At 67.1% G+C, this 25,943-nt stretch carries 19 protein-coding genes, 3 rRNA genes and 1 pseudogene; 14 read left to right on the top strand and 9 right to left on the bottom strand.

What is annotated here, in order from left to right; all coding sequences use genetic code 11:
• Nucleotides 1-124 precede the first annotated feature (124 nt).
• Together ACYUED_RS09875 and ACYUED_RS09870 are read left to right on the top strand one after the other, a co-directional pair.
• On the top strand, nucleotides 125-331 hold the full coding sequence (locus ACYUED_RS09875) for a hypothetical protein (RefSeq protein WP_491291895.1): 207 nt from the start codon (nucleotides 125-127) through the stop codon (nucleotides 329-331).
• A gap of 65 nt (nucleotides 332-396) precedes the next feature.
• Nucleotides 397-915 (top strand): SixA phosphatase family protein, encoded by a 519-nt coding sequence (locus ACYUED_RS09870; RefSeq protein WP_491291894.1) that lies wholly within the window; start codon nucleotides 397-399, stop codon nucleotides 913-915.
• A 63-nt stretch (nucleotides 916-978) separates the two neighbouring features.
• Here ACYUED_RS09870 and serB read toward each other — a convergent pair whose 3' ends face one another.
• Together serB and ACYUED_RS09860 are read right to left on the bottom strand one after the other, a co-directional pair.
• Nucleotides 979-2,193 carry a phosphoserine phosphatase SerB gene (gene serB / locus ACYUED_RS09865; protein ID WP_491291893.1) on the bottom strand — a complete coding sequence of 405 codons (1,215 nt, stop codon included), beginning with the start codon at nucleotides 2,191-2,193 and terminating at the stop codon, nucleotides 979-981.
• Nucleotides 2,194-2,372: 179 nt separating this feature from the next.
• Complete coding sequence (locus ACYUED_RS09860) at nucleotides 2,373-4,271, bottom strand: streptophobe family protein (protein WP_491291892.1); 1,899 nt, start codon at nucleotides 4,269-4,271, stop codon at nucleotides 2,373-2,375.
• Nucleotides 4,272-4,510: 239 nt separating this feature from the next.
• Between ACYUED_RS09860 and ACYUED_RS09855 the strand changes: the two genes are divergently transcribed.
• Complete coding sequence (locus tag ACYUED_RS09855) at nucleotides 4,511-7,024, top strand: ABC transporter ATP-binding protein/permease (RefSeq protein WP_491291891.1); 2,514 nt, start codon at nucleotides 4,511-4,513, stop codon at nucleotides 7,022-7,024.
• Between the two features lie 112 nt (nucleotides 7,025-7,136).
• Here ACYUED_RS09855 and ACYUED_RS09850 read toward each other — a convergent pair whose 3' ends face one another.
• The 3 genes from ACYUED_RS09850 to ACYUED_RS09840 form a co-directional block, all read right to left on the bottom strand.
• Complete coding sequence (locus ACYUED_RS09850) at nucleotides 7,137-7,895, bottom strand: transglycosylase SLT domain-containing protein (protein ID WP_491291890.1); 759 nt, start codon at nucleotides 7,893-7,895, stop codon at nucleotides 7,137-7,139.
• Between the two features lie 297 nt (nucleotides 7,896-8,192).
• Entirely contained in the window at nucleotides 8,193-9,278 is a 1,086-nt protein-coding gene (locus ACYUED_RS09845) for an S-adenosylmethionine:tRNA ribosyltransferase-isomerase (RefSeq protein WP_491291889.1), read from the bottom strand.
• A complete protein-coding gene (locus ACYUED_RS09840; protein WP_491291888.1) occupies nucleotides 9,275-9,973 on the bottom strand; it encodes an SDR family NAD(P)-dependent oxidoreductase in 699 nt (232 codons plus the stop codon). Before ACYUED_RS09840 ends, ACYUED_RS09845 begins: the two co-directional genes overlap by 4 nt.
• A 225-nt stretch (nucleotides 9,974-10,198) precedes the next feature.
• On the opposite strand from ACYUED_RS09840, the gene ACYUED_RS09835 reads away from it, so the two are divergent.
• From ACYUED_RS09835 to chpE, 3 genes are all read left to right on the top strand, one after another.
• On the top strand, nucleotides 10,199-11,344 hold the full coding sequence (locus ACYUED_RS09835; RefSeq protein WP_491291887.1) for a GAF domain-containing sensor histidine kinase: 1,146 nt from the start codon (nucleotides 10,199-10,201) through the stop codon (nucleotides 11,342-11,344).
• Nucleotides 11,337-11,978: a response regulator gene (locus ACYUED_RS09830; RefSeq protein WP_491291886.1), complete on the top strand. Its 642-nt coding sequence runs from the start codon at nucleotides 11,337-11,339 to the stop codon at nucleotides 11,976-11,978. Before ACYUED_RS09835 ends, ACYUED_RS09830 begins: the two co-directional genes overlap by 8 nt.
• Before the next feature lie 172 nt (nucleotides 11,979-12,150).
• The gene (chpE, locus tag ACYUED_RS09825; RefSeq protein WP_491291885.1) at nucleotides 12,151-12,393 is read left to right on the top strand and encodes a chaplin ChpE; all 243 of its coding nucleotides are present in this window, start codon (nucleotides 12,151-12,153) and stop codon (nucleotides 12,391-12,393) included.
• Nucleotides 12,394-12,610: 217 nt separating this feature from the next.
• On the opposite strand, the gene ACYUED_RS09820 is transcribed toward chpE, so the two are convergent.
• Entirely contained in the window at nucleotides 12,611-13,399 is a 789-nt protein-coding gene (locus ACYUED_RS09820) for an Rv1486c family protein (protein WP_491291884.1), read from the bottom strand.
• Between the two features lie 137 nt (nucleotides 13,400-13,536).
• On the opposite strand from ACYUED_RS09820, the gene ACYUED_RS09815 reads away from it, so the two are divergent.
• The 3 genes from ACYUED_RS09815 to ACYUED_RS09805 all read left to right on the top strand — a co-directional run bounded on the left by ACYUED_RS09815 (nucleotide 13,537) and on the right by ACYUED_RS09805 (nucleotide 15,958).
• Nucleotides 13,537-14,334: an ABC transporter ATP-binding protein gene (locus tag ACYUED_RS09815; RefSeq protein ID WP_266511776.1), complete on the top strand. Its 798-nt coding sequence runs from the start codon at nucleotides 13,537-13,539 to the stop codon at nucleotides 14,332-14,334.
• Nucleotides 14,335-14,438: 104 nt separating this feature from the next.
• Nucleotides 14,439-14,870, top strand: a complete 432-nt coding sequence (locus ACYUED_RS09810; RefSeq protein ID WP_491291883.1) for an NfeD family protein — start codon at nucleotides 14,439-14,441, stop codon at nucleotides 14,868-14,870.
• A gap of 131 nt (nucleotides 14,871-15,001) precedes the next feature.
• The gene (locus ACYUED_RS09805) at nucleotides 15,002-15,958 is read left to right on the top strand and encodes an SPFH domain-containing protein (RefSeq protein WP_266511772.1); all 957 of its coding nucleotides are present in this window, start codon (nucleotides 15,002-15,004) and stop codon (nucleotides 15,956-15,958) included.
• Nucleotides 15,959-16,032: 74 nt separating this feature from the next.
• Here the strand turns inward: ACYUED_RS09805 and ACYUED_RS09800 are convergent, their stop codons facing one another.
• From ACYUED_RS09800 to ACYUED_RS09790, 3 genes are all read right to left on the bottom strand, one after another.
• Nucleotides 16,033-16,539, bottom strand: coding sequence for an HNH endonuclease (locus ACYUED_RS09800; protein WP_266585642.1), 507 nt, complete (start codon nucleotides 16,537-16,539; stop codon nucleotides 16,033-16,035).
• 154 nt (nucleotides 16,540-16,693) lie between these two features.
• Entirely contained in the window at nucleotides 16,694-17,233 is a 540-nt protein-coding gene (locus tag ACYUED_RS09795) for a YbhB/YbcL family Raf kinase inhibitor-like protein (protein WP_491291882.1), read from the bottom strand.
• Between the two features lie 44 nt (nucleotides 17,234-17,277).
• Nucleotides 17,278-18,060, bottom strand: coding sequence for a sporulation protein (locus ACYUED_RS09790; protein ID WP_491291881.1), 783 nt, complete (start codon nucleotides 18,058-18,060; stop codon nucleotides 17,278-17,280).
• A gap of 138 nt (nucleotides 18,061-18,198) precedes the next feature.
• On the opposite strand from ACYUED_RS09790, the gene ACYUED_RS09785 reads away from it, so the two are divergent.
• From ACYUED_RS09785 to ACYUED_RS09765, 5 genes and pseudogenes are all read left to right on the top strand, one after another.
• On the top strand, nucleotides 18,199-18,840 hold the full coding sequence (locus ACYUED_RS09785; protein ID WP_491291880.1) for a DNA-3-methyladenine glycosylase: 642 nt from the start codon (nucleotides 18,199-18,201) through the stop codon (nucleotides 18,838-18,840).
• 576 nt (nucleotides 18,841-19,416) lie between these two features.
• Nucleotides 19,417-20,942, top strand: a 16S ribosomal RNA gene (locus tag ACYUED_RS09780).
• Between the two features lie 316 nt (nucleotides 20,943-21,258).
• Nucleotides 21,259-24,376 (top strand): 23S ribosomal RNA (locus tag ACYUED_RS09775).
• Between the two features lie 103 nt (nucleotides 24,377-24,479).
• Nucleotides 24,480-24,596 (top strand): 5S ribosomal RNA (gene rrf / locus ACYUED_RS09770).
• Together the 16S, 23S and 5S rRNA genes form the textbook arrangement of a ribosomal RNA operon.
• Nucleotides 24,597-25,278: 682 nt before the next feature.
• Nucleotides 25,279-25,863, top strand: a pseudogene (locus ACYUED_RS09765) (tetratricopeptide repeat protein); the annotation flags it as partial.
• Nucleotides 25,864-25,943 lie beyond the last annotated feature (80 nt).

Below are 25,943 nucleotides of genomic sequence, written 5' to 3'. Positions count from 1 at the left end.
GGGGGCGAGTGTCAGGGTCAACTGGGTGGATCTCCGGATGGGTTGAGGACCGCGGAGTCCGTAACTTCGAAGTGTGGCCGCGAGAGGCGGGCCACCGACCACTCGAAGACCTGCGGAGGCATCCATGTCGGCCCATACGCACACGCGGCCCCACCCGGCGTCCACGGGTGGCGTGGACATCCGGCTGCCCTGGTGGGCCCTCGTTCTGCCGACGCTCGCCTTCATCGTGCTCCTGGCGCTGATGCTGAACCCGACGGACGCGCAGGCGGCGGCGAGCGACCCGGCGATCACCCACCTGTTTGAGCGGGCGCAGCAGCTCGTGGCGCGTTGAGCACCGGCTGGACCGCTGGTCAACTACCCGAGCCCCATGGCCTGTTTCATGCGAAGCTGGATCCCATGAGCGTCGCAGAACCCCGCAGGATCGTCCTTTTCCGGCATGCGAAAGCCGACTGGCCACAGGTCGCGGACCACGAGCGCCCCCTCGCGGAACGGGGCCGCTCGGACGCCGCAGTCTCCGGACGCAAGCTGGTCGACACCGGCATCCCCTTCGACCTGGCCCTTTGCTCCACCTCGGTCCGGACCCGCGAGACCTGGAAGCTCGCCGTCCACGAGTTTCCGCACCGGCCGAAGACCGTCTACGAGGAGCGGATCTACGAGGCCTCGCCCGGCGAGCTGATCGCGCTGCTCAACGAAGTCCCGGACGACGCGCAGAACGCCGTACTGATCGGTCACAATCCGGGCGTGCAGGGCCTCGCCGAGGTCCTGGCCGGTTCGTCGGACGGCGACGCCCGCGAGCGGATGAACCGCCGGGGCTTCCCGGCCGCCGCCTTCGCCGTCCTGTCCTTCGAGGGCTCCTGGAAGAGCCTGGAGCCGGCCGTGGCCACGCTGCTCGACTACTGGGCGCCGACCGAGTAGCCGACACGACGACCGAGGGGCCCGGCACCACCACGGTGCCGGGCCCCTCCACGTACGGGACGCCTACTCCTCGTCGTGGGTGTCCGCCGCCTCGACCTCTTCGCGGGTGACGCCCAGCAGGTACAGGACCGTGTCGAGGAAGGGCACGTTCACCGCGGTGTGCGCCGCCTCCCGTACGACCGGCTTGGCGTTGAAGGCGACACCGAGACCGGCCGCGTTCAGCATGTCCAGGTCGTTGGCTCCGTCGCCGATCGCCACGGTCTGGGCGAGCGGTACGCCCGCCTCGGCGGCGAACCGGCGCAGCAGCCGTGCCTTGCCCGCGCGGTCGACGATCTCACCGGTGACCTTGCCGGTCAGCTTCCCGTCGACGATCTCCAGGGTGTTGGCCTGGGCGAAGTCGAGCCCCAGCCGCTCCTTGAGGTCGTCGGTGACCTGGGTGAAGCCACCGGACACCACACCCACTTGGTACCCGAGCCGCTTCAGCGTGCGGATCAGCGTGCGGGCACCGGGTGTCAGCCGTACTTCACTGCGCACCTTGTCCACCACGGAGGCGTCGAGCCCCTCCAGGAGCGCCACGCGCGCGTGCAGTGACTGCTCGAAGTCCAGCTCGCCGCGCATCGCCGCGGCGGTCACGTCGGCGACCTTGTCCTCGCAGCCCGCGTGGGCGGCGAAGAGCTCGATCACCTCGTCCTGGATGAGCGTGGAGTCGACGTCCATGACGACCAGCCGCTGCGCCCGCCGGTGCAGCCCCGCCGCGACGACCGCCACGTCGACACCGAGTGCCGCCGCGTCCGTCACCAGCGCGGTGCGCAGGGGTTCGGTCTCGACACCGGAGACCGCGAACTCGACCGCCGTCACGGGGTACTTCGCGAGGCGGAAGATGCGGTCGATGTTGCCGCCGGCCTTGGTGATCTTGGCGGCGATCCGGGCTGTCGCCTCCGACGTGAGCGGATGCCCGAGCACGGTGACCAGTGAGCGTCCGTGGCCTCGTGGCCGGTTGTCACCATGCCCGGAGATGATCTCGGCCTGCATCTTCATCGACTCGGCCCAGCTGTGGACGGTCGCCCGCAGATCCCCCTCGAGTCCGTCCGCCGGAGGGGTCACGAGTGCGCACAGCACGATCCGGCCACGGGTGACGACCTGCTCGATGTCGACCACGTCGACGGAGTAGGCGGCGAGGGTGTCGAAGAGACCGGCCGTGATTCCCGGCCTGTCCTTGCCGAAGATCTTGACGAGGAGAGTGGGAACGTCAGAGGTCGAGGTCTGAGATGCGCTCATGGTGTACCCACCGTATCCGGCACGCAGTGCCTACCGCCGCCGCGGTCCGCCTGGCGGACACGGAACAGTGGGTGTCGGTCGGATGACGGCGGACTGAAGAGGCGGCCACGTCCGCACCGACTGCCGCGGTCGACGACGGGTGACCAGGGAATCACCCCGGCACCACCGACGTATACGGCTCACGGGCGGCCCTTGGGCCTTCCCGGCGGAGGAGGCGGAGGCGGAGGCGGGGGCGGCCCCTCGTCCGGTGAGGAAGGCGACCGGTTTCCGGGCCGGGGCCGGGACGGACGGCGCGGCGATCGAGGAGGCGGGCCCCCGAACGGCCGCGCCACCGTGGGCGCGCCGTACACGCCGCTGTCGCCGGCGTCGGGCGGCGGCTTGCCCGGTCCCTGCCTCTCGCCGGACCGCGGCCGTACGTCCTCCGGTTCCGGTTCCCGCAACTCGTCCGGCAGCTGCAGATACGGATTGGTGGCGGGGTTCGGAGCGCGGTACGACGCACTGGGCGTGTAAGGCCCCGACGCGTCTCCCGGCGTCCCCGCCTCGCCGGCAGGCACCCCAGACCCAGCACCGGCCCCGGCCTCGCGCGCGTACTGCGGACGATCGGCGCCCCCGGCCGGCGCCGCCCCTGTCGCGCCGCTCAGCGCAAGTGGCGCCGCCCGCCTCCCCGCAGCACCGGACGCCCAGGCCAGCAGCGCTCCGACGGCCCCGGCGCCCGCACCCCACAGAGCGCCCAGGAGCAGCGCCATGCCGAGGTGCCCCTGCAGCTCGATCCCGGCGCCGAACGCATCGAAGCCCAGCACCGACAGCGAGGCGTCCACCGACACCTCCGTGAGCCACGCGAGCAACGGCAGGGTCAACGCGGTGACGACGCCCAGCCGCACCGCACACCGCCCCGCGTAGCCGAGGGCGCCCGGCCCCCGTACGCCCGCAGGGCCCGCACCCGCCGGGGCACCCCCGACGGAGACCGGCGTCCGTACCGCGGTCAGCACCCCGGCCAGGAGCATCAGCACGGCCGCCGCCACCGCCAGCAGCCACACGCGTCCGTCCAGGTCCGCCAGCCGCCCCAGCGTCACCGACTGGTCGGTCTTCGCGGTGAGCAGGTCGTCGAGCGGGTGGGGCAGGACCTTGGTCAGCGCGCCCGTCGCGTTGCCGTCGTACGGAACGAACAGGCCGATCGGGATGCCGAGCCAGGTGCCGTTGGGTGCGCCCAGCAGTGCGGCGCCGAAGATCCGTTTGGGATGGTCGTCACTGATCGCCGCGTACACCGCCGCCGCGCAGCCCGCCGCCACCGCCACCAGCATCACCGCGACGATCGCCGACACCGCCGGCCGGACGACCCTGTGCACGGCCTCCCAGCCGCGCGGCAGAGGGGTGCGGCGCGAGGCCAGCAGGGCGATCAGCAGGATGCCGGCCGACCAGCCGAGCCCGCCGAGCAGCGTGGGCGCCGTGTCGACGGTGAAGCCGACCGCCGCCTTCGCGTGGATGAGGTTGCCGATGTTGTCCGGCAGCAGCCCACCGATGTCACCGATGTCGCCCAGACCCGGGATGTCGACGCCGCCACCGCCACCGCCACCGGGCAGCTTGTCCAGGCCCAGCGAGCCCCCGTCGATCGTGATGACGTCGTGACCCGCCCAGGCAAGTCCCCCGAGCGTCGCCACGAACAGCGCCACCACCGCGCCTGCGCGCGCCAGGAGTTCGGCCGGCGCGATCACAACTCCGGCCGCGCGCAGGGACCGTAGGAAGAACCAGGACAGCAACAGCGCGCCGACGAGGCTGACACCCAATGGCGTGATCGTGACGGCCGTGTGGGCCTCCGCACCTTTCAGTCCGAACGCGGACACATCGCCCGACGGGGTGACCGAACCGCCGGCCCCAAGTGCCACGACCGCCGCGGTCATCGGGCCGAGCGAACCCGACGCGTCCGCCTGCAGCAGATGCAGGCCGAGCGCCGCCGTGCCCGCCATCCCTATCAACGCCCAGCTCACGGAGGCGATCGAGGACAGCACAACATCTCCCCACGGCACTTGTGTGCCGCGCGTGCCGTTCTTCGCGGTCCCGAACCTCGACGACGCGCTCATGGCAGACCCCCCGATCCGCAGCACGGCACGGCGGCCGCGCATGTCCCCCTCGCGTGGATTACCACTCTCCGGGTCGGTTTCAACCCCGTCAACGGAACCGGCCGATGCGTACGTGCGTGGTCTTCACGAGGCCCGACTTTCGGTCAGGGGGGCGAGCCTGAAATAGTTCCCGACGATGTTCGACATCCCTAGACTCCCTGTGATGGGGGTAACTCGGGGGACTACTCAGTGGGGCTGGAGTGCCGGAACTCGTACTGGAATTGAATGGACGCACCTGGACGCTCGATCCGTCCAGGCCGTACACCCTCGGACGCGATCCGCAGGGCGACATCGTGCTCGACGACGCCAGGGTGTCCTGGCGTCACGCCACGATCAGCTGGGGCGGCCGTAGTTGGGTCATCGAGGACCACGGCTCCACCAACGGCACGTTCGTGCAGGGGCAGCGGATCCATCAGATGGAAATCGTGCCCGGCTCGGCGGTGCACCTCGGCAACGCGACCGACGGCCCGCTCGTGAGCGTCGGCGGCGCGGCGGCCGGCGTGGCCTCACCGCAGGCTCAGCCTCAGCAGCAGCCGTACGCCGCCCAGGGCGCGAGCCCCGGCTGGGCGCAGCAGGCACCACCGCAGCAACAGGCACCGCAGGCCGGCTGGCAGCAGCCGCAACAGGCCGTGCCGATCCCCCAGCAGCAGGGCCCCGGTGGTGGCGCGGGGGCGCCGCCGGTCTACGGCGACCGCAGCCCGACCACGTTCCACCAGTTCTCGCTGGGCCGTGTGATGCGCATCGGCCGTGCGCTGGAGAACGAGCTGGTCGTCTCCGACCTGCAGGTCTCCCGCCACCACGCCGAGTTCCACGCCACGCCCGACGGCCGCTTCGAGATCCGCGACCTGGGCTCGCACAACGGCACGTACGTCAACGGCCAGCCGATCACCAAGGGCGGCTCCCAGCTGCTCGGCCCGAACGACATCGTCGGCGTCGGCCACTCCACGTTCCGGCTGGTCGGCGACCGCCTCGAGGAGTTCGTCGACACCGGTGAGGTCTCCTTCTCGGCCCGCCACCTGACCGTCACGGTCGACGGCGGCAAGCAGATCCTCAAGGACGTCTCCTTCGGCGTCCCGGAGAAGTCGCTGATCGCGGTCATCGGCCCGTCCGGCTCCGGCAAGTCGACCCTGCTCAAGGCGCTCACCGGCTACCGGCCCGCCAACCAGGGCGACGTCCTCTACGACAACCGGAACCTGTACAAGCAGTTTGCCGAGCTGCGCCAGCGCATCGGTCTGGTTCCGCAGGACGACATCCTGCACAAGGAACTGACCGTCAAGAAGGCACTCAAGTACGCGGCCAAGCTCCGCTTCCCGGCCGACACCACGACCGCCGAGCGCGAGGCCCGCATCGACGAGGTGCTGCGCGAGCTGAAGCTGGACATCCACAAGGAGAAGAAGGTCACCTCCCTCTCCGGTGGCCAGCGCAAGCGCGTCTCGGTGGCCCTGGAGCTGCTCACCAAGCCGTCGCTGATCTTCCTGGACGAGCCGACCTCCGGTCTCGACCCGGGCATGGACCGCGATGTCATGCAGTTGCTGCGCGGCCTCGCCGACGACGGCCGCACCGTCCTCGTCGTCACCCACTCGGTGGCCGAGCTGGCGATCTGCGACAAGCTTCTGGTGATGGCGCCGGGCGGCTCGGTCGCCTACTTCGGCCCGCCGGAGGAGGCACTGAACTTCTTCGGCTACGACACCTGGGCCGACGTCTTCTCCGCCTTCGAGAACTACCGCGACTACGACTGGGCGGGCCGCTGGAAGGGCTCGCAGCACTACCAGATGTACGCCGCGGACATCGACGCCGTTGCGCCGCAGTCCGTACAGATGCCGCCGATGCAGGCGATGAAGCCGCCCAAGCCGCAGGGCTGGATGTCGCAGTTCGTCACGCTGGTTCGCCGCTATACCTCGGTCATCGCCTCCGACAAGGGCTTCCTGGCCCTGACGGTGATCCTGCCGCTCGTCCTCGGCTCGGTGAGCCTGCTCATCGACTCGGGGAAGGGCCTGCTGCCCAACCCGATGATCAACCAGACCACCGGACAGCCCGTTCCGAACGGCACGGCCACCACGGTCCTGCTGATCCTCGCGGTCGGCGCCTGCTTCGCCGGCGCCGCGAACTCCGTCCGTGAGCTGATCAAGGAACGGGTCATCTACGAGCGGGAGCGCGCCACCGGCCTGTCCCGCTCGGCCTACCTGATGTCCAAGGTCTTCGTGCTCGGCGTGGTCACCGTGCTGCAGGGCCTGATGGTCGGCGTCATCGGCTTCGCCAGCCGCGAGATCCCCAAGGAGGGTCTGGTCTTCGGCAGCGCCACACTGATCGAGCTCTCCGTGCCGATCATGGCGCTGGGCTTCAGCTCGATGATGTTCGGCCTGATCATCTCGTCGCTGGTGAAGACGGCCGAGAAGACCATGCCGCTGCTGGTCATGTTCGCGATCATCCAGGTCGTGTTCACCGGCTGCCTGTTCACCCTGAACGGCTCGATCGGCGCCAACCAGATCTCGTACCTGATGCCGTCCCGCTGGGCGGTCGCCGCGGCCGGCGCCACGCTCGACTTCAACAAGATCAGCCCGCCCGGCAAGGACAAGAGCAACGACCCGCTGTGGCAGCACACCGTCGGAGCCTGGGGCATGGACATGGCCGCCCTGATCATCCTCGGCGTCATCTGCGGCTTCTTCGTGGCCCGCTTCCTGCGCCGCCACGAGCCGGAGGTCATGCGCAAGTAGTTCCGACTCCGACAACAGGTCGTGCGCAAGAAGTTCTGATACGACGGCGAAGGGCGGCACCCGTCAGGGGGTGCCGCCCTTCGGCGTTCACGTGCAGAGGTCCGCGCTGACCTCAGTACGCGCTGTTGACGTTGTCCATCGAGCCGTACTTGTCGGCCGCGTAGTTGGCGGCGGCGGTGATGTTGGCGACCGGGTCGTAGATGTTCCAGGACGTGCCGGCGACGTGGTACGCGTTGAAGGTCGGCGGGATGACCTGCAGCAGCCCCTTCGACGGGATGCCGTTGATGGCGTTGATGTCCCAGTCGTTGATGGCGTTCGGGTTGCCCGAGGACTCCCGCATGATGTTGCGGTAGAGGCCGTTGTAGGAACCCGGGATGCCCTTGCTCTTCATGATGTCGAGGCTGTGCTTGATCCAGCCGTTGAGGTTGTTGGCGTAGTACTTCGGCGCGGCCTTCCTCAGCGCGGCGCGCTTGGCGGACCGGCTCGCGGCCTCCTTCGCCCTGTGCGCGGCGGCGGCCCTCTTCTTGGCGGCGGCCTTCTTCTTGGCCGCGGCCTCGGCGGCCGCCTTCTTCTTCGCGGCGGCGGCGGCGGTCTTCTTCTTGGCGGCGGCCTTGGCCTCGATGGCCTGGGCCTTCAGGTTGGCACCGGCGAGCTGGTCGGTGACGCTGGCCTTGACGTCCTTCACCTGGCCGGAGCCGTACTCCACCTTGGCCGTGGAAACGGTGGCCTCGTTCGTGGTCGTCTCGGCGTTGCTGGGGACCGCGGAGAACGCGATGGCGGCGGCACCGAGGGTGGCGACACCGGCTATGGCGATCTTGTGGTGGCGGTTCAGCGAGCGACTGAGTCGGCGAAAATCAACGTTCTTGGGCATGGCAGCGGACCTCTTCGAATAGCGCGGAGTCGCTCTCCGTCCGGCGGGGGACACGGGTCCTTCCCGCACAAACGCCGCGGTGGGAACCCGCGGCGCTGAGCGACGACAGCCATTCTTAGCGGCCGCAAAATGCAGTGGCAAAGGTGTGACGTACGATCCCCGATAGTGGATCGGGGAAGGGCAAAACGGGACAGACCAGACCGTCTGTCCCGCTCAAAAGGGGATGGTTTATCTCCTAACGTGCTTCGTACGTGATCTGCGCCCTATGCGCGGGCTCACATCGGCCCCCCAGTAGTCTCACCGGCAGTTGCTGGAGCAATGCTCTGTGTGAGGAGACTCCTCCGGGAGGATCAGGTGGATGTCCCCGAACTCGTGCCACAGGTAGAGCCCGTGCAGTGCCTCCTCGTAGCTGCGGTCGACCGCGGCCCGGCCGGCGATCGCCTCCAGCATCAGCAGATGCGAGGCCTCCGGCTCGTGCAGCCCGGTCAGTAGTCCGTCCACCACCCGCACCCCGCGCTCCGGGGTGACGACGAGGTCCGTCCACCCTGCACCCGCGCGTACGACCCCGTCGGTCCCGGCCGCCGACTCCACGGCCCGTACGGCGGTCGTTCCCACGGCGACGACCCTGCCGCCTCCCGCCTTCACGGCGTTGATCAGCCGAGCCGACGCCCCCGGCACCGAGAACCGCTCCGGATACGGGGGCTCATGCACCTCCGCCGAGGCGACTCCGGTGTGCAGGGTGACCGGCGCGAACTGCACACCCCGGCTCACCAGCTCCGTGACCAGCCGCGCCGTGAAGGGCCGGGCCGCACTCGGCATCTCCGCACTGCCCGCGCCGTCGGCGGACGGCAGGGCGAACACCGTCTGGTACGCGGACAGCGGCTGGTCCCGCTCCGTATAGGAGTAGCGAATGGGCCGCCCGTGCTCCCGCAGCATCCCGAGGACCTCCGCCCCCGAAGCCCGCGCCCACCACAAACGCTCGCCCCCCACGCTCAGCGGCCCCTCCAGGACGAGCCGCACGCCGCCGGGCAGACACACCTCCTTCCCCGTGGGCCCGCCCGCACGCGCGCGTGTGGTGCCCTTCCCGTCGGGATCCCGCAGCTCCACCGCCCACCGGCCGTCGTCCCCACGCGTGGAGAAGTGCACCACCACGCGCGCGTGCCCGACCCACCCGTCCGCGGCGGCCGCCAGCGTGGGCGAGGTGTTCACGACCAGCAGATCCCCGGCCCGCAGCAGCCGCGGCAGCTCCGTGAACGCGTGGTGCGACACCTCGGTCCCACGCGACACGAGCAGCCGTACGGCGTCCCGGTCGAGCCCGGACCCACGCTGCTCGACCGGGAGGCGGGCCGACAACTCCTCCGGCACCTCTACCGCCACCGTCATCGCTGCCCCTCCAGCAGCGTCGGAGCCGCGTAGCGGCCGCTCGCCGGACGCTCCTCCAGCAGCCGGAGGAAGGCCGGCACCACACTGGCGGGCGCAGGCCGCGGATCGTGGTCCTCCGGTACGGCCGCCGCGTACAGGTCCGTGGCCATGTCCCCCGGATCGACCGCCCACACCCGCAGCCCGGGCTCCTCCTCGCCCAGCACCGCCGCGAGCTGCTCCAGGGCGGCCTTGGACGACCCGTACCCGCCCCACGTCTCGTAGGCCTCGGAGGCCGCATCCGAGCTGACGGCGATCACTGTGCCCGCCTCGGACGTGCGCAGCAGCGGCAGCGCCTCCTGGACCAGGCCCAGCGCCGCCACCACGTTCACCTCCAGCGCCCGCCGCAGCCCCTCAAGGGCCAGAGCCTCCAGCCGTACGAGCGGCTCGGAGCCCAGCGCACTGGCGTTGCTCACCAGCAGATCCACGCCGCCCAGCTTCCACGCGGCCGCCATCAGCTCGGCCCGGTGACCGGCGTCCGTGACGTCCCCGGGCACGGCGGTCACGCGCGTGCCGTACGCCGACACGGCCCCCGCCGCATCGGTGAGGGCCCCCTCGTTCCTGGCGTCGAGCACCAGATCCCAGCCGCGCGCGGCCAGCGCCTCGGCGAGCGCCCGCCCCAGCCCCTTCGAGGCCCCCGTGATGATCGCTACCGGCATGACACGTCCCCTCGTCCAGCCCGCCTGTCGATCGGCGGTGACATCACCGTAGGAACGGGGCCGCCCGCGCCGCCTCGGACGGGGGCCGCAAACAGCCGGGGCCCTTCGGCCTAAGCCGCGGGCCCCGGACTCGGGGCCTAGGCCGGCGGTCCTAGGTCCACCGGCGCAGGCCGCGCCGTCACAGGTCCGATCCGCGGTGTCACACCCCGCCGGTACCTTGAGGACATGAGTCAAGGCCCCCGGTCCGGCCTCGCAGCGGTGAGTTCCGCGCTGCTGGCCATGAGCAGGCATCTCGAGGTGCGTGACGTCCTCAAGACGATCGTCGCCTCGGCCCGCGAACTGCTCGACGCGCAGTACGCGGCGCTCGGCGTCCCCGACGACCACGGCGGCTTCGCCCAGTTCGTGGTCGACGGCATGAGCGACGCCCAGTGGAAGGCCATCGGCCCGCTCCCGCGCCAGCACGGCATCCTCGCCGCCATGCTGCAGGAGGCGAAGATCGAGCGCCTCGCCGACGTGCGCAAGGACCCCCGCTTCGAGGGCTGGCCGTCCGCCCACCCCGACATGTCCGACTTCCTGGGCCTCCCCATCAAGGACGGCGACGAGGTCATCGGCGCGCTCTTCCTCGCCAACAAGACCTGCCCGAAGCCGGAAGGCGGCTGCGGCTTCACCGAGGAGGACGAGGACCTGCTCGCCATCCTCGCCCAGCACGCCGCGATCGCCCTCACCAACGCCCGCCTGTACGAGCGCAGCCGCGAGCTGACGATCGCCGAGGAGCGCTCCCGCCTCGCGCACGAACTGCACGACGCGGTCAGCCAGAAGCTCTTCTCCCTGCGCCTGACCGCCCAGGCCGCCGCGGCCCTCGTCGACCGTGACCCGTCCCGCGCCAAGGGCGAGCTGCAACAGGTGGCCGTGCTCGCCGCCGAGGCCGCCGACGAGCTGCGCGCCGCCGTCGTCGAGTTGCGCCCCGCGGCCCTCGACGAGGACGGCCTCGTCGCCACCCTGCGCACCCAGATCCACGTCCTCGACCGTGCCCACACCGCGCGCGTGACCTTCGACAGCTGCGGCGTGCGCGCACTGCCCGCCGCCCAGGAGGAAGCCCTCCTGCGCGTCGCCCAGGAGGCCCTGCACAACGCCCTGCGGCACTCCGGGGCGGAGCAGGTGGACGTGGCCCTGGCCCGGCGCGGCACCGGAGCCGTCCTGCGCGTGACGGACGACGGCAGCGGCTTCGACCCCCAGTCGATACGACGGGCCGGACGCCACCTGGGCCTGGTGTCCATGCGTGACCGCACGAGCGGGGTCGGCGGCAGTCTGACGGTGCAATCGGAGCCCGGCAAGGGCACCACGATCGAGATGGAGGTCCCCGGTGGCTGACGCAATCAAGGTGCTGCTCGTCGACGACCACCAGGTGGTCCGCCGCGGCCTGCGCACGTTCCTCGAAGTGCAGGACGACATCGAGGTGGTGGGCGAGGCGGCCGACGGGGTCGAAGGAGTAGCGCGTGCGGAGGAGTTGAAGCCCGACGTCGTCCTGATGGACGTCAAGATGCCGGGCATGGACGGCGTCGACGCGCTCCGCAAGCTCCGCGAGCTGGCGAACCCCGCACGCGTACTGATCGTCACCAGCTTCACCGAACAGCGCACGGTGGTCCCGGCCCTGCGCGCGGGCGCCGCCGGTTACGTCTACAAGGACGTGGACCCGGACGCGCTCGCCGGAGCCATCCGCTCGGTCCACGCCGGGCACATCCTGCTCCAACCCGAGGTGGCCGGCGCCCTGTTGTCCCAGGAGGAGGCCAACTCGGGCCAGGGGAGAGGCGGTTCGCTCACGGAGCGGGAGCGCGAGGTGCTCGGCCTGATAGCGGACGGCCGCTCGAACCGGGAGATCGCGCGGGCCCTCGTCCTGTCCGAGAAGACCGTGAAGACCCACGTCTCGAACATCCTGATGAAGCTCGACCTGGCGGACCGCACCCAGGCGGCGCTGTGGGCCGTACGCCACGGCGTGACCGGCTGATACACGCCGCTCGCGCCCGTACGTCACGGCAATACGGAGGGTTCCCTTCCGGGCTGAGATTCATACCGTCGTGGGAATGTCCCCCGGATGGCGCATCCTTCGCGGATCTCCGCCGTTCTCCAGTGCGTGCTGCGGCGATTGCCGCGGCTACCGCTAGGGAGGGCTTAAGAAAGTGAAGAACCTGAAGAAGGCTGCGGCAGTGACGATGGTGGCCGGCGGCCTGCTCGCCGCTGGTGCCGGCATGGCCTCCGCCACCGACGCGCACGCCGATGGCACGGCCGTGAACTCCCCGGGCATCGTCTCGGGCAACCTGGTCCAGGCCCCGGTTCACATCCCGGTGAACGCGGTCGGCAACAGCGTGAACGTCATCGGCGTCCTGAACCCCGCCTTCGGCAACCTGGGCGTCAACCGCTGACGACCGCCCCACGCCGCGCATAGACCTCCGGCCTTCCGGGCGCTCCCGGGAGGCCGGTCAGTTTTTCGCAGGTCTCCCGCAGACTTTTCCAAAGCCGGTCGGGCACTGTCAGCCCGTCCGGCGTTTGAGGACGAGGCCGTTCAGGCCGATACGGGAGCCTGGGGGCAGAGCCCCCAGGATCGACCACCCAAACTCCGGTCACCCAGCACGAAGAGGCTCACCGAACCCCCCGCTCCCGCTCCTCCACAACGGAGTTGTACGCAGCGACCTGAGCCCGCCGAGCCACCCGCTCCACCGGCCGCAACACCCCGGACCGGGCCGCCATCTCGGCGGAGCTGACCGCGCCCCCGTGCCCGTTCTCCTGGGCGAGGGAGACCAGCAACCCGATCCGCTGCGCCAGCTCCAGCACCCGCACCGCCCGCGGCGGATACCCGGGAGCCAGCACCTCCCGCCCCCGCTCGGCCCGCGCCCGATACGCATCGATCGCCGCCTCCGCCACCGGCCCCGACGCCGCCACGTCCAACCGGGCCAGAACCTCGGTGGCCTCCCGCAACGCCTCGGCCAGCTCCCGCTCAGCCTCGCCCAGCGAGGGCACGTCGGCCGGCGGAGCCTCCCGCACCGCCAGACAGTGCCAGACGACCTCGACATGCACATCGCCGGCCGGCCCGGCCTCGGTCACCTCGGGCACCAGCCCGAGCGCGGCGCCGTAACAGACGACCGCCTCCTCGGCCTCCATCGCCCGCGCGTTGAACTCCGCCGGCCCGCTCAGTCCCAGCGGATGCCCCGGCGCGGGCAGCGCGAGCCGCAGCCCCGTCACGCCGAGCGCCCGCAGCCGCCCCAGCGCGAGCGTGAGCCCGACCGGCCCCGACTCCCCGGGCAGCCCCTCCATCCGGTGCACGGCATCGTCCCCGACGATCGCGAGCACGGCGTCATCAGGTGAGACAAGTCCGGCCAAAAGGGCGTTTCCCCAAGCGGCAAGGCGTCCTGAACGTGGTTCCGAAAGCATGCCTCCACCCTAAGGACCGGACCGATGGAATGGAGCGGCCGACCGGTGGCGTAGATTTCTTCGAGGGCGGCGCCACAGGCGCCCGCGACCGCCGAGACGCCGAGACCGGTCACACTGCAAGGGGAGACAACGCGCTCATGAGCGATGTTCTGGAGCTTCAGGACGTATCCGTGGTCCGTGAGGGCCGGGCTCTGGTGGACCAGGTCTCCTGGTCGGTCAAGGAGGGCGAGCGCTGGGTCATCCTCGGCCCGAACGGCGCCGGCAAGACCACCCTCCTGAACGTCGCGTCCAGCTACCTCTACCCCAGTACGGGCACGGCGGCCATCCTCGGCGAGACCCTCGGCAAGCCCGGCACCGACGTCTTCGAACTGCGCCCGCGCATCGGCATGGCCGGCATCGCCATGGCCGACAAGCTCCCCAAGCGCCAGACCGTCCTGCAGACCGTGCTGACCGCCGCGTACGGCATGACCGCCGGCTGGCACGAGGACTACGAGGACATCGACGAGCAGCGCGCCCGCGCCTTCCTCGACCGCCTCGGCATGACCGAGTACGTGGACCGCAAGTTCGGCACCCTCTCCGAGGGCGAGCGCAAGCGCACCCTCATCGCCCGCGCCCTGATGACCGACCCCGAGCTCCTCCTCCTCGACGAGCCCGCCGCGGGCCTCGACCTCGGCGGCCGAGAGGACCTCGTACGCCGCCTCGGCCGGCTCGCCCGCGACCCGATCGCCCCCTCGATGATCATGGTGACCCACCACGTAGAGGAGATCGCCCCCGGCTTCACCCACGTCCTGATGATCCGCCAGGGCAAGGTCCTCGCCGCAGGCCCGCTGGAGCTCGAGCTCACCTCACGCAATCTCTCCCTCTGCTTCGGCCTCCCGCTCGTCGTCGAGCAGGTGGGCGACCGCTGGACCGCTCAGGGCCTGCCGCTGTCCTGACTCCGTCCTGACTCTGTGAAGTACCCGCGAAAACACGGGTAAGAAGCCCTTCCCGTCACATCGCGCCCTGTCGGAGGCAGGACCCGCGGTCCTACCATGACCATGTGAACGACATCGACGCATGGGTGTGGTGGCTCGTAGGCGCGGCCGCGCTCGGAATCCCGCTCGTGGTGACAGCGATGCCGGAGTTCGGCATGCTCGCGGTGGGCGCCGTCGCCGCCGCCGTCATCGCCGGACTGGGCTTCGGAGCGGTGGCCCAGGTACTCTCCTTCGTCGCCGTCTCGGTCGCCCTCATCGCCGTCGTGCGGCCCATCGCGGCCCGGCACAGTGCACAGCGCCCTCAACTCGCCACAGGCGTCGAGGCGTTGAAGGGCAAGCAGGCCGTCGTACTGGAGCGCGTCGACGGCTCCGGAGGACGGATCAAGCTGGCCGGCGAGGTCTGGTCGGCACGCTCGCTCGACACCGACAGCGCGTACGAAGTGGGGCAGGAAGTGGATGTCGTGGAGATCGAAGGAGCCACCGCGATCGTCATCTGACCTCGTGCGACTCAACTGAACCGAACGGCCCACGAGTTGTGCGTGGGTCTGTCAGACTCGACCAGCAAGATCTTCAACAACCATAAGATCTTCCGAAAGAGCCGAGGCGGAGAAGGGTACGGGGAACGACGATGGAACCGGTCATCATCGTCCTGATCATTCTGGTGGTGTTGGTGTTCATCGCCCTGATCAGGACAATCCAAGTCATTCCACAGGCCAGCGCCGCCATCGTCGAGCGCTTCGGCCGCTACACGCGGACACTCAACGCAGGCCTCAACATCGTTGTCCCGTTCATCGACACGATCCGCAACCGCATCGACCTGCGCGAGCAGGTCGTGCCGTTCCCGCCCCAGCCGGTGATCACCCAGGACAACCTTGTCGTCAACATCGACACGGTCATCTATTACCAGGTGACCGACGCACGGGCCGCCACCTACGAAGTGGCCAGCTACATCCAGGCAATTGAGCAGCTGACGGTCACCACCCTGCGCAACATCATCGGTGGCATGGACCTGGAGCGGACCCTGACCTCCCGCGAGGAGATCAACGCGGCCCTGCGCGGTGTCCTCGACGAGGCCACCGGCAAGTGGGGCATCCGCGTCAACCGCGTCGAGCTGAAGGCGATCGAACCGCCCACCTCCATCCAGGACTCGATGGAGAAGCAGATGCGCGCCGACCGTGACAAGCGCGCCGCGATCCTCACCGCGGAAGGTACGCGCCAGGCCGCGATCCTCACCGCCGAGGGCGAGAAGCAGTCCCAGATCCTGCGCGCCGAGGGTGAGGCCAAGGCCGCCGCCCTGCGCGCCGAGGGCGAGGCCCAGGCGATCCGCACCGTCTTCGAGTCCATCCACGCCGGCGACCCCGACCAGAAACTGCTCTCCTACCAGTACCTCCAGATGCTCCCGAAGATCGCCGAGGGCGACGCCAACAAGCTCTGGATCGTCCCCAGCGAGATCGGCGACGCACTCAAGGGACTGTCCGGGGCCATGGGCAACTTCAGCCCGTTCGGCGGCAATTCAGGCGGAAACTCAGGCGGCGGAGGCAACTCCGGCGGCTCGGAACGCCGAGAGAAGCCGTCCATCGACTGACCCCACCTTCCAGAACTACGTCAGACCCCGCGCCCCCTCTTTGAGGGGGCGCGGGGCTGTAGCCCGGCAGACGCCTAAGCGGCGTCCCGCGCCAACCAAGCCGGCAACGCCTGAAACTCCTCGGCCCCCAGTGTCAGCAGCATCGCATCCTGCGGCGTCGGCTCGAACGGCTGCCGCAGCAGCGGCATCCCCGCCTGCTCCGGAGTCCGGTCCGCCTTACGGTGGTTGTCCTCCGCACACGAGGCGACCGTGTTGAGCCACGAGTCCCGACCACCCTGAGCCCGAGGCACCACGTGGTCCACCGTGGTCGCCCGGCGACCGCAGTACGCGCACCGGTGCCGGTCCCTGACCAGCACACCCCGCCTCGACCACGGGGCTTGTCTTCGGAACGGCACCCTCACGTACCTGCACAGCCGGATCACCCGGGGCACGGGTATGTCGACCGCGGCTCCGCGCATGCGCAGTTCGGGGTGGGCCTGCTCGACAACGGCCTTGTCCTGCAGCACCAGAACGACGGCTCGATTCAGAGTCACCGTCGACAGCGGCTCGAAGCTCGCGTTCAGCACCAGCGTGTCCCGCATCCAGCCCACCTCCCATGCGCACCGGCCCACCCTCTGGCGGGCTTGGATCAACTCTGGCCGGGCACGCCGAGATGGACAACGCAATAAAAAATGCCCGCCTCCGATCACTTCCATGACCAGAGGCGGGCAAACGTTCAATGAACGCTCTGCTTACTCAGCTCTCCGCGGGACTCTTGTACTCGCCGATGAGCTGGGCACGCGCGATCGCGTGGAACCGCAGGTTGAAACCGACGACGGCGGGAGAGGCGTCGGAGTCCGGCCCGAGCTTTTCCTGGTCTACCGCGTACACCGTGAACACATACCGGTGCGACCCGTCCCCGGGCGGCGGAGCAGCCCCGCCGAACTCCTTGCTCCCGTAGTCGTTGCGCGCCTGCACGGCACCCTCGGGCAGCCCCTCGAACTTGCCACTGCCCGCGCCCACCGGAAGCTCGGTCACCGAGGCCGGGATGTCGAACAGGACCCAGTGCCAGAACCCGCTGCCCGTCGGGGCGTCCGGGTCGTAGCAGGTCACGGCGAAGCTCTTGGTCTCCGGCGGGAAGCCCTCCCACCGCAGCTGCGGTGAGGTGTTGCCGGCCGCGTAGACCTGAGCGTCCCTGAGCGTCGCCCCCTCCTCGACGTCCTCACTCGTGACCGTGAACGACGGCACGGGCGGATGGAAGTCATGGGGGAGCGGCCGCCTCTTGAGCTCGGTCACGTCGGTACCTCCTGATCGATTACTGGAATCAGCAGTTCCCGAGCCTAGAACCAGCTGCGCTTGCTGCCGACCTCGGACAGCCACTGGTTGAGGTACGCCGCCCAGTCGGTCCCGTGGAAGTCGTGCAGACCCACCTGGAACGACCGGAACGTGTCACTGCCCTCGCTGAACAGCCCCGGCTTCTTGTCCATCTCCAGGATGACGTCCATGGCGTGCTCGTCGGCCACGAAGCTCAACTCGACCTGGTTCAGCCCCCGGTACTGCGACGGCGGGAAGAACTCGATCTCCTGGTAGAACGGCAGCTTCTGGCGCGTGTTCCGGATGTGCCCGCGCTCCATGTCCGCGTTCTTGAAGCGGAAGCCCAGCTGGATGAACGCGTCCAGGATCGCCTTCTGCGCCGGCAGCGGATGCACGTTGATCGGGTCCAGGTCACCGGAGTCCACCGCCCGCGCGATCTCCAGCTCGGTCCGCACACCGATGTGCATCCCGCGCAGGGCCTGCCCGTCGATCGTGGTGACCGGCGTCTCCCAGGGGATCTCCAGCCCGAACGGCACGGCGTGCACGGCCCCGGCCTGCAGCTCGAAGGCGCCACCGAGCCGCACCTTCGTGAACTCGATGTTCTGCTTGTACTCCTGGTCGCCGCTCTCGACCTCGACCTGCGCCTGCAGGCCCACGGACAGGCCCTCGATCTCCTGGTTCACGGACCCGCCCTGGATCCGCACCTCGCCCTGGACGACGCCGCCCGGAACGACGTTGACCTCGGTCAGCACCGTCTCGACCGAAGCCCCACCGGCCCCCAGGCTCGCGAGCAGCTTCTTGAACGCCATGTCTCTCCTCTTACGTGTGGACCCTTGATCCCTACAAACGCGATCCGGGCGTGCCCGGTTCCGCGCCCTCACCCTGGCAAGCAGACGGAACCTTGACCACCCCTTGGCCCCCACCCGTCTGGACTAGGCTCGGGCGCCATGATCGCTTCACCGGACCGTATGCCACTCCCCAGGGAGTTCTTCGACCGACCCGTACTGGAAGTCGCCCCCGACCTCCTGGGCCGGCTCCTCGTGCGTACGACCCCGGACGGTCCGATCGCCCTGCGCCTCACGGAGGTCGAGGCCTACGACGGTGCGAACGACCCGGGCTCCCACGCCTATCGCGGCCACACGCCCCGCAACGGAGTGATGTTCGGTCCGCCCGGGCACGTGTACGTCTACTTCACCTACGGCATGTGGTTCTGCATGAACCTGGTGTGCGGCCCCGAAGGACGGGCAAGCGCGGTCCTGCTCCGGGCCGGCGAGATCGTCGAGGGTGCCGAGCTCGCGCGTAAACGTCGACTCTCGGCCCGAAATGACAAGGAACTGGCCAAAGGGCCCGCACGCCTGGCCACCGCCCTGGACGTGGGCCGGGACCTGGACGGCACGGACGTATGTACCTCCGGGGACACCCCCCTCCGCATCCTGACGGGCACGCCGATCGCTCCCGACCAGGTACGCAACGGTCCCCGCACCGGCGTGGCCGGCGACGGGGGCGTTCACCCGTGGCGCTTCTGGAGCGCCAACGACCCGACGGTGAGCCCTTATCGGGCCCACGTCCCGAGGCGCCGCCGAAGTTGACTCGCCCTGGGAAGGTGCGTAACGTGGCCCGAGCCGCTGAACCGGGTATGGCAATCGCCAGCAACCGGAAGCGGCCAAACCACTACCTACGATCACCCCTCAGCGGGGGCGAATTCGGCGTGCCCGCATGCCTGAATTCAAACTCGCGGAACTCGATTATGAGTTGCCGAGGGAATCGGCTAACGTAGTGAATGTCGAAAGGCCCCGCCGACAGGGAATCAGGCCCGAAAGGATCTGATAGAGTCGGAACCGCCGGAAAGGGAAACGCGAAAGCGGAAACCTGGAAAGCACCGAGGAAATCGGATCGGAAACGGTCTGATAGAGTCGGAAACGCAAGACCGAAGGGAAGCGCCCGGAGGAAAGCCCGAGAGGGTGAGTACAAAGGAAGCGTCCGTTCCTTGAGAACTCAACAGCGTGCCAAAAATCAACGCCAGATATGTTGATACCCCGTCCGCCGGAATCTTCCGGTGGTCGAGGTTCCTTTGAAGTAAAACACAGCGAGGACGCTGTGAACGGCTGGGCTTATTCCGCCCGGCTGTTCCGCTCTCGTGGTGTCATCCCGATTACGGGACAACATTCACGGAGAGTTTGATCCTGGCTCAGGACGAACGCTGGCGGCGTGCTTAACACATGCAAGTCGAACGATGAAGCCCTTCGGGGTGGATTAGTGGCGAACGGGTGAGTAACACGTGGGCAATCTGCCCTTCACTCTGGGACAAGCCCTGGAAACGGGGTCTAATACCGGATATCACTGTCACTCGCATGGGTGGTGGTTGAAAGCTCCGGCGGTGAAGGATGAGCCCGCGGCCTATCAGCTTGTTGGTGAGGTAATGGCTCACCAAGGCGACGACGGGTAGCCGGCCTGAGAGGGCGACCGGCCACACTGGGACTGAGACACGGCCCAGACTCCTACGGGAGGCAGCAGTGGGGAATATTGCACAATGGGCGAAAGCCTGATGCAGCGACGCCGCGTGAGGGATGACGGCCTTCGGGTTGTAAACCTCTTTCAGCAGGGAAGAAGCGAAAGTGACGGTACCTGCAGAAGAAGCGCCGGCTAACTACGTGCCAGCAGCCGCGGTAATACGTAGGGCGCAAGCGTTGTCCGGAATTATTGGGCGTAAAGAGCTCGTAGGCGGCTTGTCACGTCGGGTGTGAAAGCCCGGGGCTTAACCCCGGGTCTGCATTCGATACGGGCTAGCTAGAGTGTGGTAGGGGAGATCGGAATTCCTGGTGTAGCGGTGAAATGCGCAGATATCAGGAGGAACACCGGTGGCGAAGGCGGATCTCTGGGCCATTACTGACGCTGAGGAGCGAAAGCGTGGGGAGCGAACAGGATTAGATACCCTGGTAGTCCACGCCGTAAACGGTGGGAACTAGGTGTTGGCGACATTCCACGTCGTCGGTGCCGCAGCTAACGCATTAAGTTCCCCGCCTGGGGAGTACGGCCGCAAGGCTAAAACTCAAAGGAATTGACGGGGGCCCGCACAAGCAGCGGAGCATGTGGCTTAATTCGACGCAACGCGAAGAACCTTACCAAGGCTTGACATACGCCGGAAAGCATCAGAGATGGTGCCCCCCTTGTGGTCGGTGTACAGGTGGTGCATGGCTGTCGTCAGCTCGTGTCGTGAGATGTTGGGTTAAGTCCCGCAACGAGCGCAACCCTTGTCCTGTGTTGCCAGCATGCCCTTCGGGGTGATGGGGACTCACAGGAGACCGCCGGGGTCAACTCGGAGGAAGGTGGGGACGACGTCAAGTCATCATGCCCCTTATGTCTTGGGCTGCACACGTGCTACAATGGCCGGTACAATGAGCTGCGATACCGTGAGGTGGAGCGAATCTCAAAAAGCCGGTCTCAGTTCGGATTGGGGTCTGCAACTCGACCCCATGAAGTCGGAGTTGCTAGTAATCGCAGATCAGCATTGCTGCGGTGAATACGTTCCCGGGCCTTGTACACACCGCCCGTCACGTCACGAAAGTCGGTAACACCCGAAGCCGGTGGCCCAACCCCTTGTGGGAGGGAGCTGTCGAAGGTGGGACTGGCGATTGGGACGAAGTCGTAACAAGGTAGCCGTACCGGAAGGTGCGGCTGGATCACCTCCTTTCTAAGGAGCATCTAGACCGCCAGGCGTGCCTGGTGGTCCAGGGCCATTACGTCGGCACACGTTCGACGGTGGTTGCTCATGGGTGGAACGTTGATTATTCGGCATCTTCGGTCATCTCAGGCTGTGAGTACTGCTCTTCGGGGCGTGGAAAGCTGATCATGAGTGGTGGGGGGTGCCGGGCACGCTGTTGGGTGTCTGAGGGTACGGCTGATTGTTAGCTGCCTTCAGTGCCGGCCCCAGTGAACTCGCCGAGTGTGGCGGGGTGATGGGTGGCTGGTCGTTGTTTGAGAACTGCACAGTGGACGCGAGCATCTGTGGCCAAGTTTTTAAGGGCGCACGGTGGATGCCTTGGCACCAGGAACCGATGAAGGACGTGGGAGGCCACGATAGGCCCCGGGGAGTCGTCAACCAGGCTTTGATCCGGGGGTGTCCGAATGGGGAAACCCGGCAGTCGTCATGGGCTGTCACCCTTGCCTGAACACATAGGGCAAGTGGAGGGAACGCGGGGAAGTGAAACATCTCAGTACCCGCAGGAAGAGAAAACAACCGTGATTCCGGGAGTAGTGGCGAGCGAAACCGGATGAGGCCAAACCGTATGCGTGTGAGACCCGGCAGGGGTTGCGTATACGGGGTTGTGGGATCTCTCTTTTACGGTCTGCCGGCCGTGAGACGAGTCAGAAACCGTTGATGTAGGCGAAGGACATGCGAAAGGTCCGGCGTAGAGGGTAAGACCCCCGTAGTCGAAACATCAGCGGCTCGTTTGAGAGACACCCAAGTAGCACGGGGCCCGAGAAATCCCGTGTGAATCTGGCGGGACCACCCGCTAAGCCTAAATATTCCCTGGTGACCGATAGCGGATAGTACCGTGAGGGAATGGTGAAAAGTACCGCGGGAGCGGAGTGAAATAGTACCTGAAACCGTGTGCCTACAAGCCGTGGGAGCGTCGGAATGTGCTTGCACATTCTCGTGACTGCGTGCCTTTTGAAGAATGAGCCTGCGAGTTTGCGGTGTGTTGCGAGGTTAACCCGAGTGGGGAAGCCGTAGCGAAAGCGAGTCCGAATAGGGCGTTTTAGTAGCGCGCTCAAGACCCGAAGCGGAGTGATCTAGCCATGGGCAGGTTGAAGCGGAGGTAAGACTTCGTGGAGGACCGAACCCACCAGGGTTGAAAACCTGGGGGATGACCTGTGGTTAGGGGTGAAAGGCCAATCAAACTCCGTGATAGCTGGTTCTCCCCGAAATGCATTTAGGTGCAGCGTCGTGTGTTTCTTGCCGGAGGTAGAGCACTGGATAGGCGATGGGCCCTACCGGGTTACTGACCTTAGCCAAACTCCGAATGCCGGTAAGTGAGAGCGCGGCAGTGAGACTGTGGGGGATAAGCTCCATGGTCGAGAGGGAAACAGCCCAGAGCATCGACTAAGGCCCCTAAGCGTACGCTAAGTGGGAAAGGATGTGGAGTCGCACAGACAACCAGGAGGTTGGCTTAGAAGCAGCCACCCTTGAAAGAGTGCGTAATAGCTCACTGGTCTAGTGATTCCGCGCCGACAATGTAGCGGGGCTCAAGCGTACCGCCGAAGTCGTGTCATTGCAGCATGAGGGCCAACGCCCGCTGTGATGGGTAGGGGAGCGTCGTGTGCCGGGTGAAGCCGCGCCGGAAGGCAGTGGTGGACGGTTCACGAGTGAGAATGCAGGCATGAGTAGCGATACACACGTGAGAAACGTGTGCGCCGATTGACTAAGGGTTCCTGGGTCAAGCTGATCTGCCCAGGGTAAGTCGGGACCTAAGGCGAGGCCGACAGGCGTAGTCGATGGATAACCGGTTGATATTCCGGTACCCGCTGTGAAGCGTCAAACATTGAATCAGGCGATGCTAAGTCCGTGAAGCCGTTCCGGACCCTTCGGGGAATGGAAAGTGGTGGAGCCGACGGACCAGACTTGTAGTAGGTGAGTGATGGGGTGACGCAGGAAGGTAGTCCAGCCCGGGCGGTGGTTGTCCCGGGGTAAGGGTGTAGCCCGTCATCCAGGTAAATCCGGATGGCATGTGGGTGAGACCTGATGCCGAGCCGATTGTGGTGAAGTGGATGATCCTATGCTGTCGAGAAAAGCCTCTAGCGAGTTTCATGGCGGCCCGTACCCTAAACCGACTCAGGTGGTCAGGTAGAGAATACCGAGGCGTTCGGGTGAACTATGGTTAAGGAACTCGGCAAAATGCCCCCGTAACTTCGGGAGAAGGGGGGCCATCACTGGTGATGACATTTTCTGTCTGAGCTGGGGGTGGCCGCAGAGACCAGCGAGAAGCGACTGTTTACTAAAAACACAGGTCCGTGCGAAGCCGTAAGGCGATGTATACGGACTGACGCCTGCCCGGTGCTGGAACGTTAAGGGGACCGGTTAGTGCGCTTTCGGGCGTGCGAAGCTGAGAACTTAAGCGCCAGTAAACGGCGGTGGTAACTATAACCATCCTAAGGTAGCGAAATTCCTTGTCGGGTAAGTTCCGACCTGCACGAATGGCGTAACGACTTCTCGACTGTCTCAACCATAGGCCCGGTGAAATTGCACTACGAGTAAAGATGCTCGTTTCGCGCAGCAGGACGGAAAGACCCCGGGACCTTTACTACAGTTTGATATTGGTGTTCGGTTCGGCTTGTGTAGGATAGCTGGGAGACTGTGAACTCTGGACGCCAGTTCAGGGGGAGTCGTCGTTGAAATACCAGTCTGGTCGTGCTGGATGTCTAACCTGGGTCCGTGATCCGGATCAGGGACAGTGTCTGATGGGTAGTTTAACTGGGGCGGTTGCCTCCTAAAGAGTAACGGAGGCGCCCAAAGGTTCCCTCAGCCTGGTTGGCAATCAGGTGTTGAGTGTAAGTGCACAAGGGAGCTTGACTGTGAGACCGACGGGTCGAGCAGGGACGAAAGTCGGGACTAGTGATCCGGCGGTGGCTTGTGGAAGCGCCGTCGCTCAACGGATAAAAGGTACCCCGGGGATAACAGGCTGATCTTCCCCAAGAGTCCATATCGACGGGATGGTTTGGCACCTCGATGTCGGCTCGTCGCATCCTGGGGCTGGAGTCGGTCCCAAGGGTTGGGCTGTTCGCCCATTAAAGCGGTACGCGAGCTGGGTTTAGAACGTCGTGAGACAGTTCGGTCCCTATCCGCTGCGCGCGCAGGAATATTGAGAAGGGCTGTCCCTAGTACGAGAGGACCGGGACGGACGAACCTCTGGTGTGCCAGTTGTTCTGCCAAGGGCATGGCTGGTTGGCTACGTTCGGGAGGGATAACCGCTGAAAGCATCTAAGCGGGAAGCCTGCTTCGAGATGAGTATTCCCACCCACTTGATGGGGTAAGGCTCCCAGTAGACGACTGGGTTGATAGGCCGGATCTGGAAGCCCAGTAATGGGTGGAGGTGACCGGTACTAATAGGCCGAGGGCTTGTCCTCAGTTGCTCGCGTCCACTGTGTTAGTTCTGAGGCAACGACTGTTGCCGGCTTTGAGCTGATAAACAAGTGAAGAGTGTGCTTGTTCGCTCGAAACCATTAGGGTTTCGGTGGTTATAGCGTGAGGGAAACGCCCGGTTACATTTCGAACCCGGAAGCTAAGCCTTACAGCGCCGATGGTACTGCAGGGGGGACCCTGTGGGAGAGTAGGACGCCGCCGAACAATCTTTGGAGGACCCCTGGTCCCAGCGTCAAGCTGGGACCAGGGGTCCTTTCGTTTTTCTGAAACAAACACAGCCCGAAGCGCGCCAGATACCCGGCTGCGCGAGAATGACTTGCGGTACCGAAGACAGGAGTCACCCATGTCCACCAACTCTCCCGACGACCGACCGGAGCGCGACCAGCGGCGACGGGACAGTGGGGACCGCGGTGACCGTGGGGGTTACCGTCGGGACGACCGTCGCGGTGACAACCGCGGTGGCGACAACCGTGGTGGGCCCGACCGCGCTGGTGACAGCCGCGGTGGGTCCGACCGTGGAGGCTTCCGTAGGGACGATCGCCGTGGTGACAACCGCGGTGGCGGGTACGGCCGGCGAGACGACCGGCGTGAGGGCGACGGTGGTGGACGTCCGGCGTTCCAGCGAGACGACCGTGGGCCGCGTCGCGACGACCGCAAGGACGACCGTGATCGCGGCTTCCGGCGCGACGACCGCGGAGACCGTGGAGGAGACCGGGGCGAGCGGCCTCCCTTCCGCCGTGACGACCGAGGAGACCGGGGCGAGCGGCCTCCCTTCCGCCGTGACGACCGAGGAGACCGGGGCGAGCGGCCTCCCTTCCGCCGTGACGACCGAGGAGACCGGGGCGAGCGGCCTCCCTTCCGCCGTGACGACCGAGGAGACCGGGGCGAGCGGCCTCCCTTCCGCCGTGACGACCGAGGAGAGCGGCGCGACAACGACCGCGGTGGCTTCCGGCGTGACGACAATCGTGGTGGCGGGTACGGCCGTAGTGACGACCGTCGGAGTGATGACCGCGGTGACCGTGGCGGTTTCCGCCGTGATGACCGTAGGGACGACCGGCGTGACGACAACCGCGGTGGTTCCGACCGTGACCGTGGTAGCTACGGTCGTCGCGACGACCGCAGGGATGACCGCGACCGTGGCTTCCGTCGTGATGACCGTGGAGATCGCGGGGAGCGTCCCTCGTTCCGTCGTGATGACCGTGGAGATCGCGGGGAGCGTCCCTCGTTCCGTCGTGATGACCGTGGAGATCGCGGGGAGCGTCCCTCGTTCCGTCGTGATGACCGTGGAGACCGCGGGGATCGCCCGTCGTTCCGTCGTGATGACCGTGGCGATCGTGGCGAGCGTCCCCCCTTCCGTCGTGATGACCGTGGGGAGCGCAGGGAAGGCGAGCGCGGGGGGTTTCGGCGGGACGACAACCGTGGTGGCGGGTACGGCCGTAGGGACGACCGGCGGGGCGATGATCGTGGTGGACGCGGCGGTCCCCGTCGTGATGACCGCGGTGGTCGGCCCGGAGGTTCCGGAGGCTTCCGGGGGCGGGACGACCGGCAGGG

This window comes from Streptomyces sp. DF42, assembly GCF_058267695.1.
Note: the sequence above shows the minus strand (reverse complement) of the source record. Positions and strands in the feature narration are given on the sequence as shown.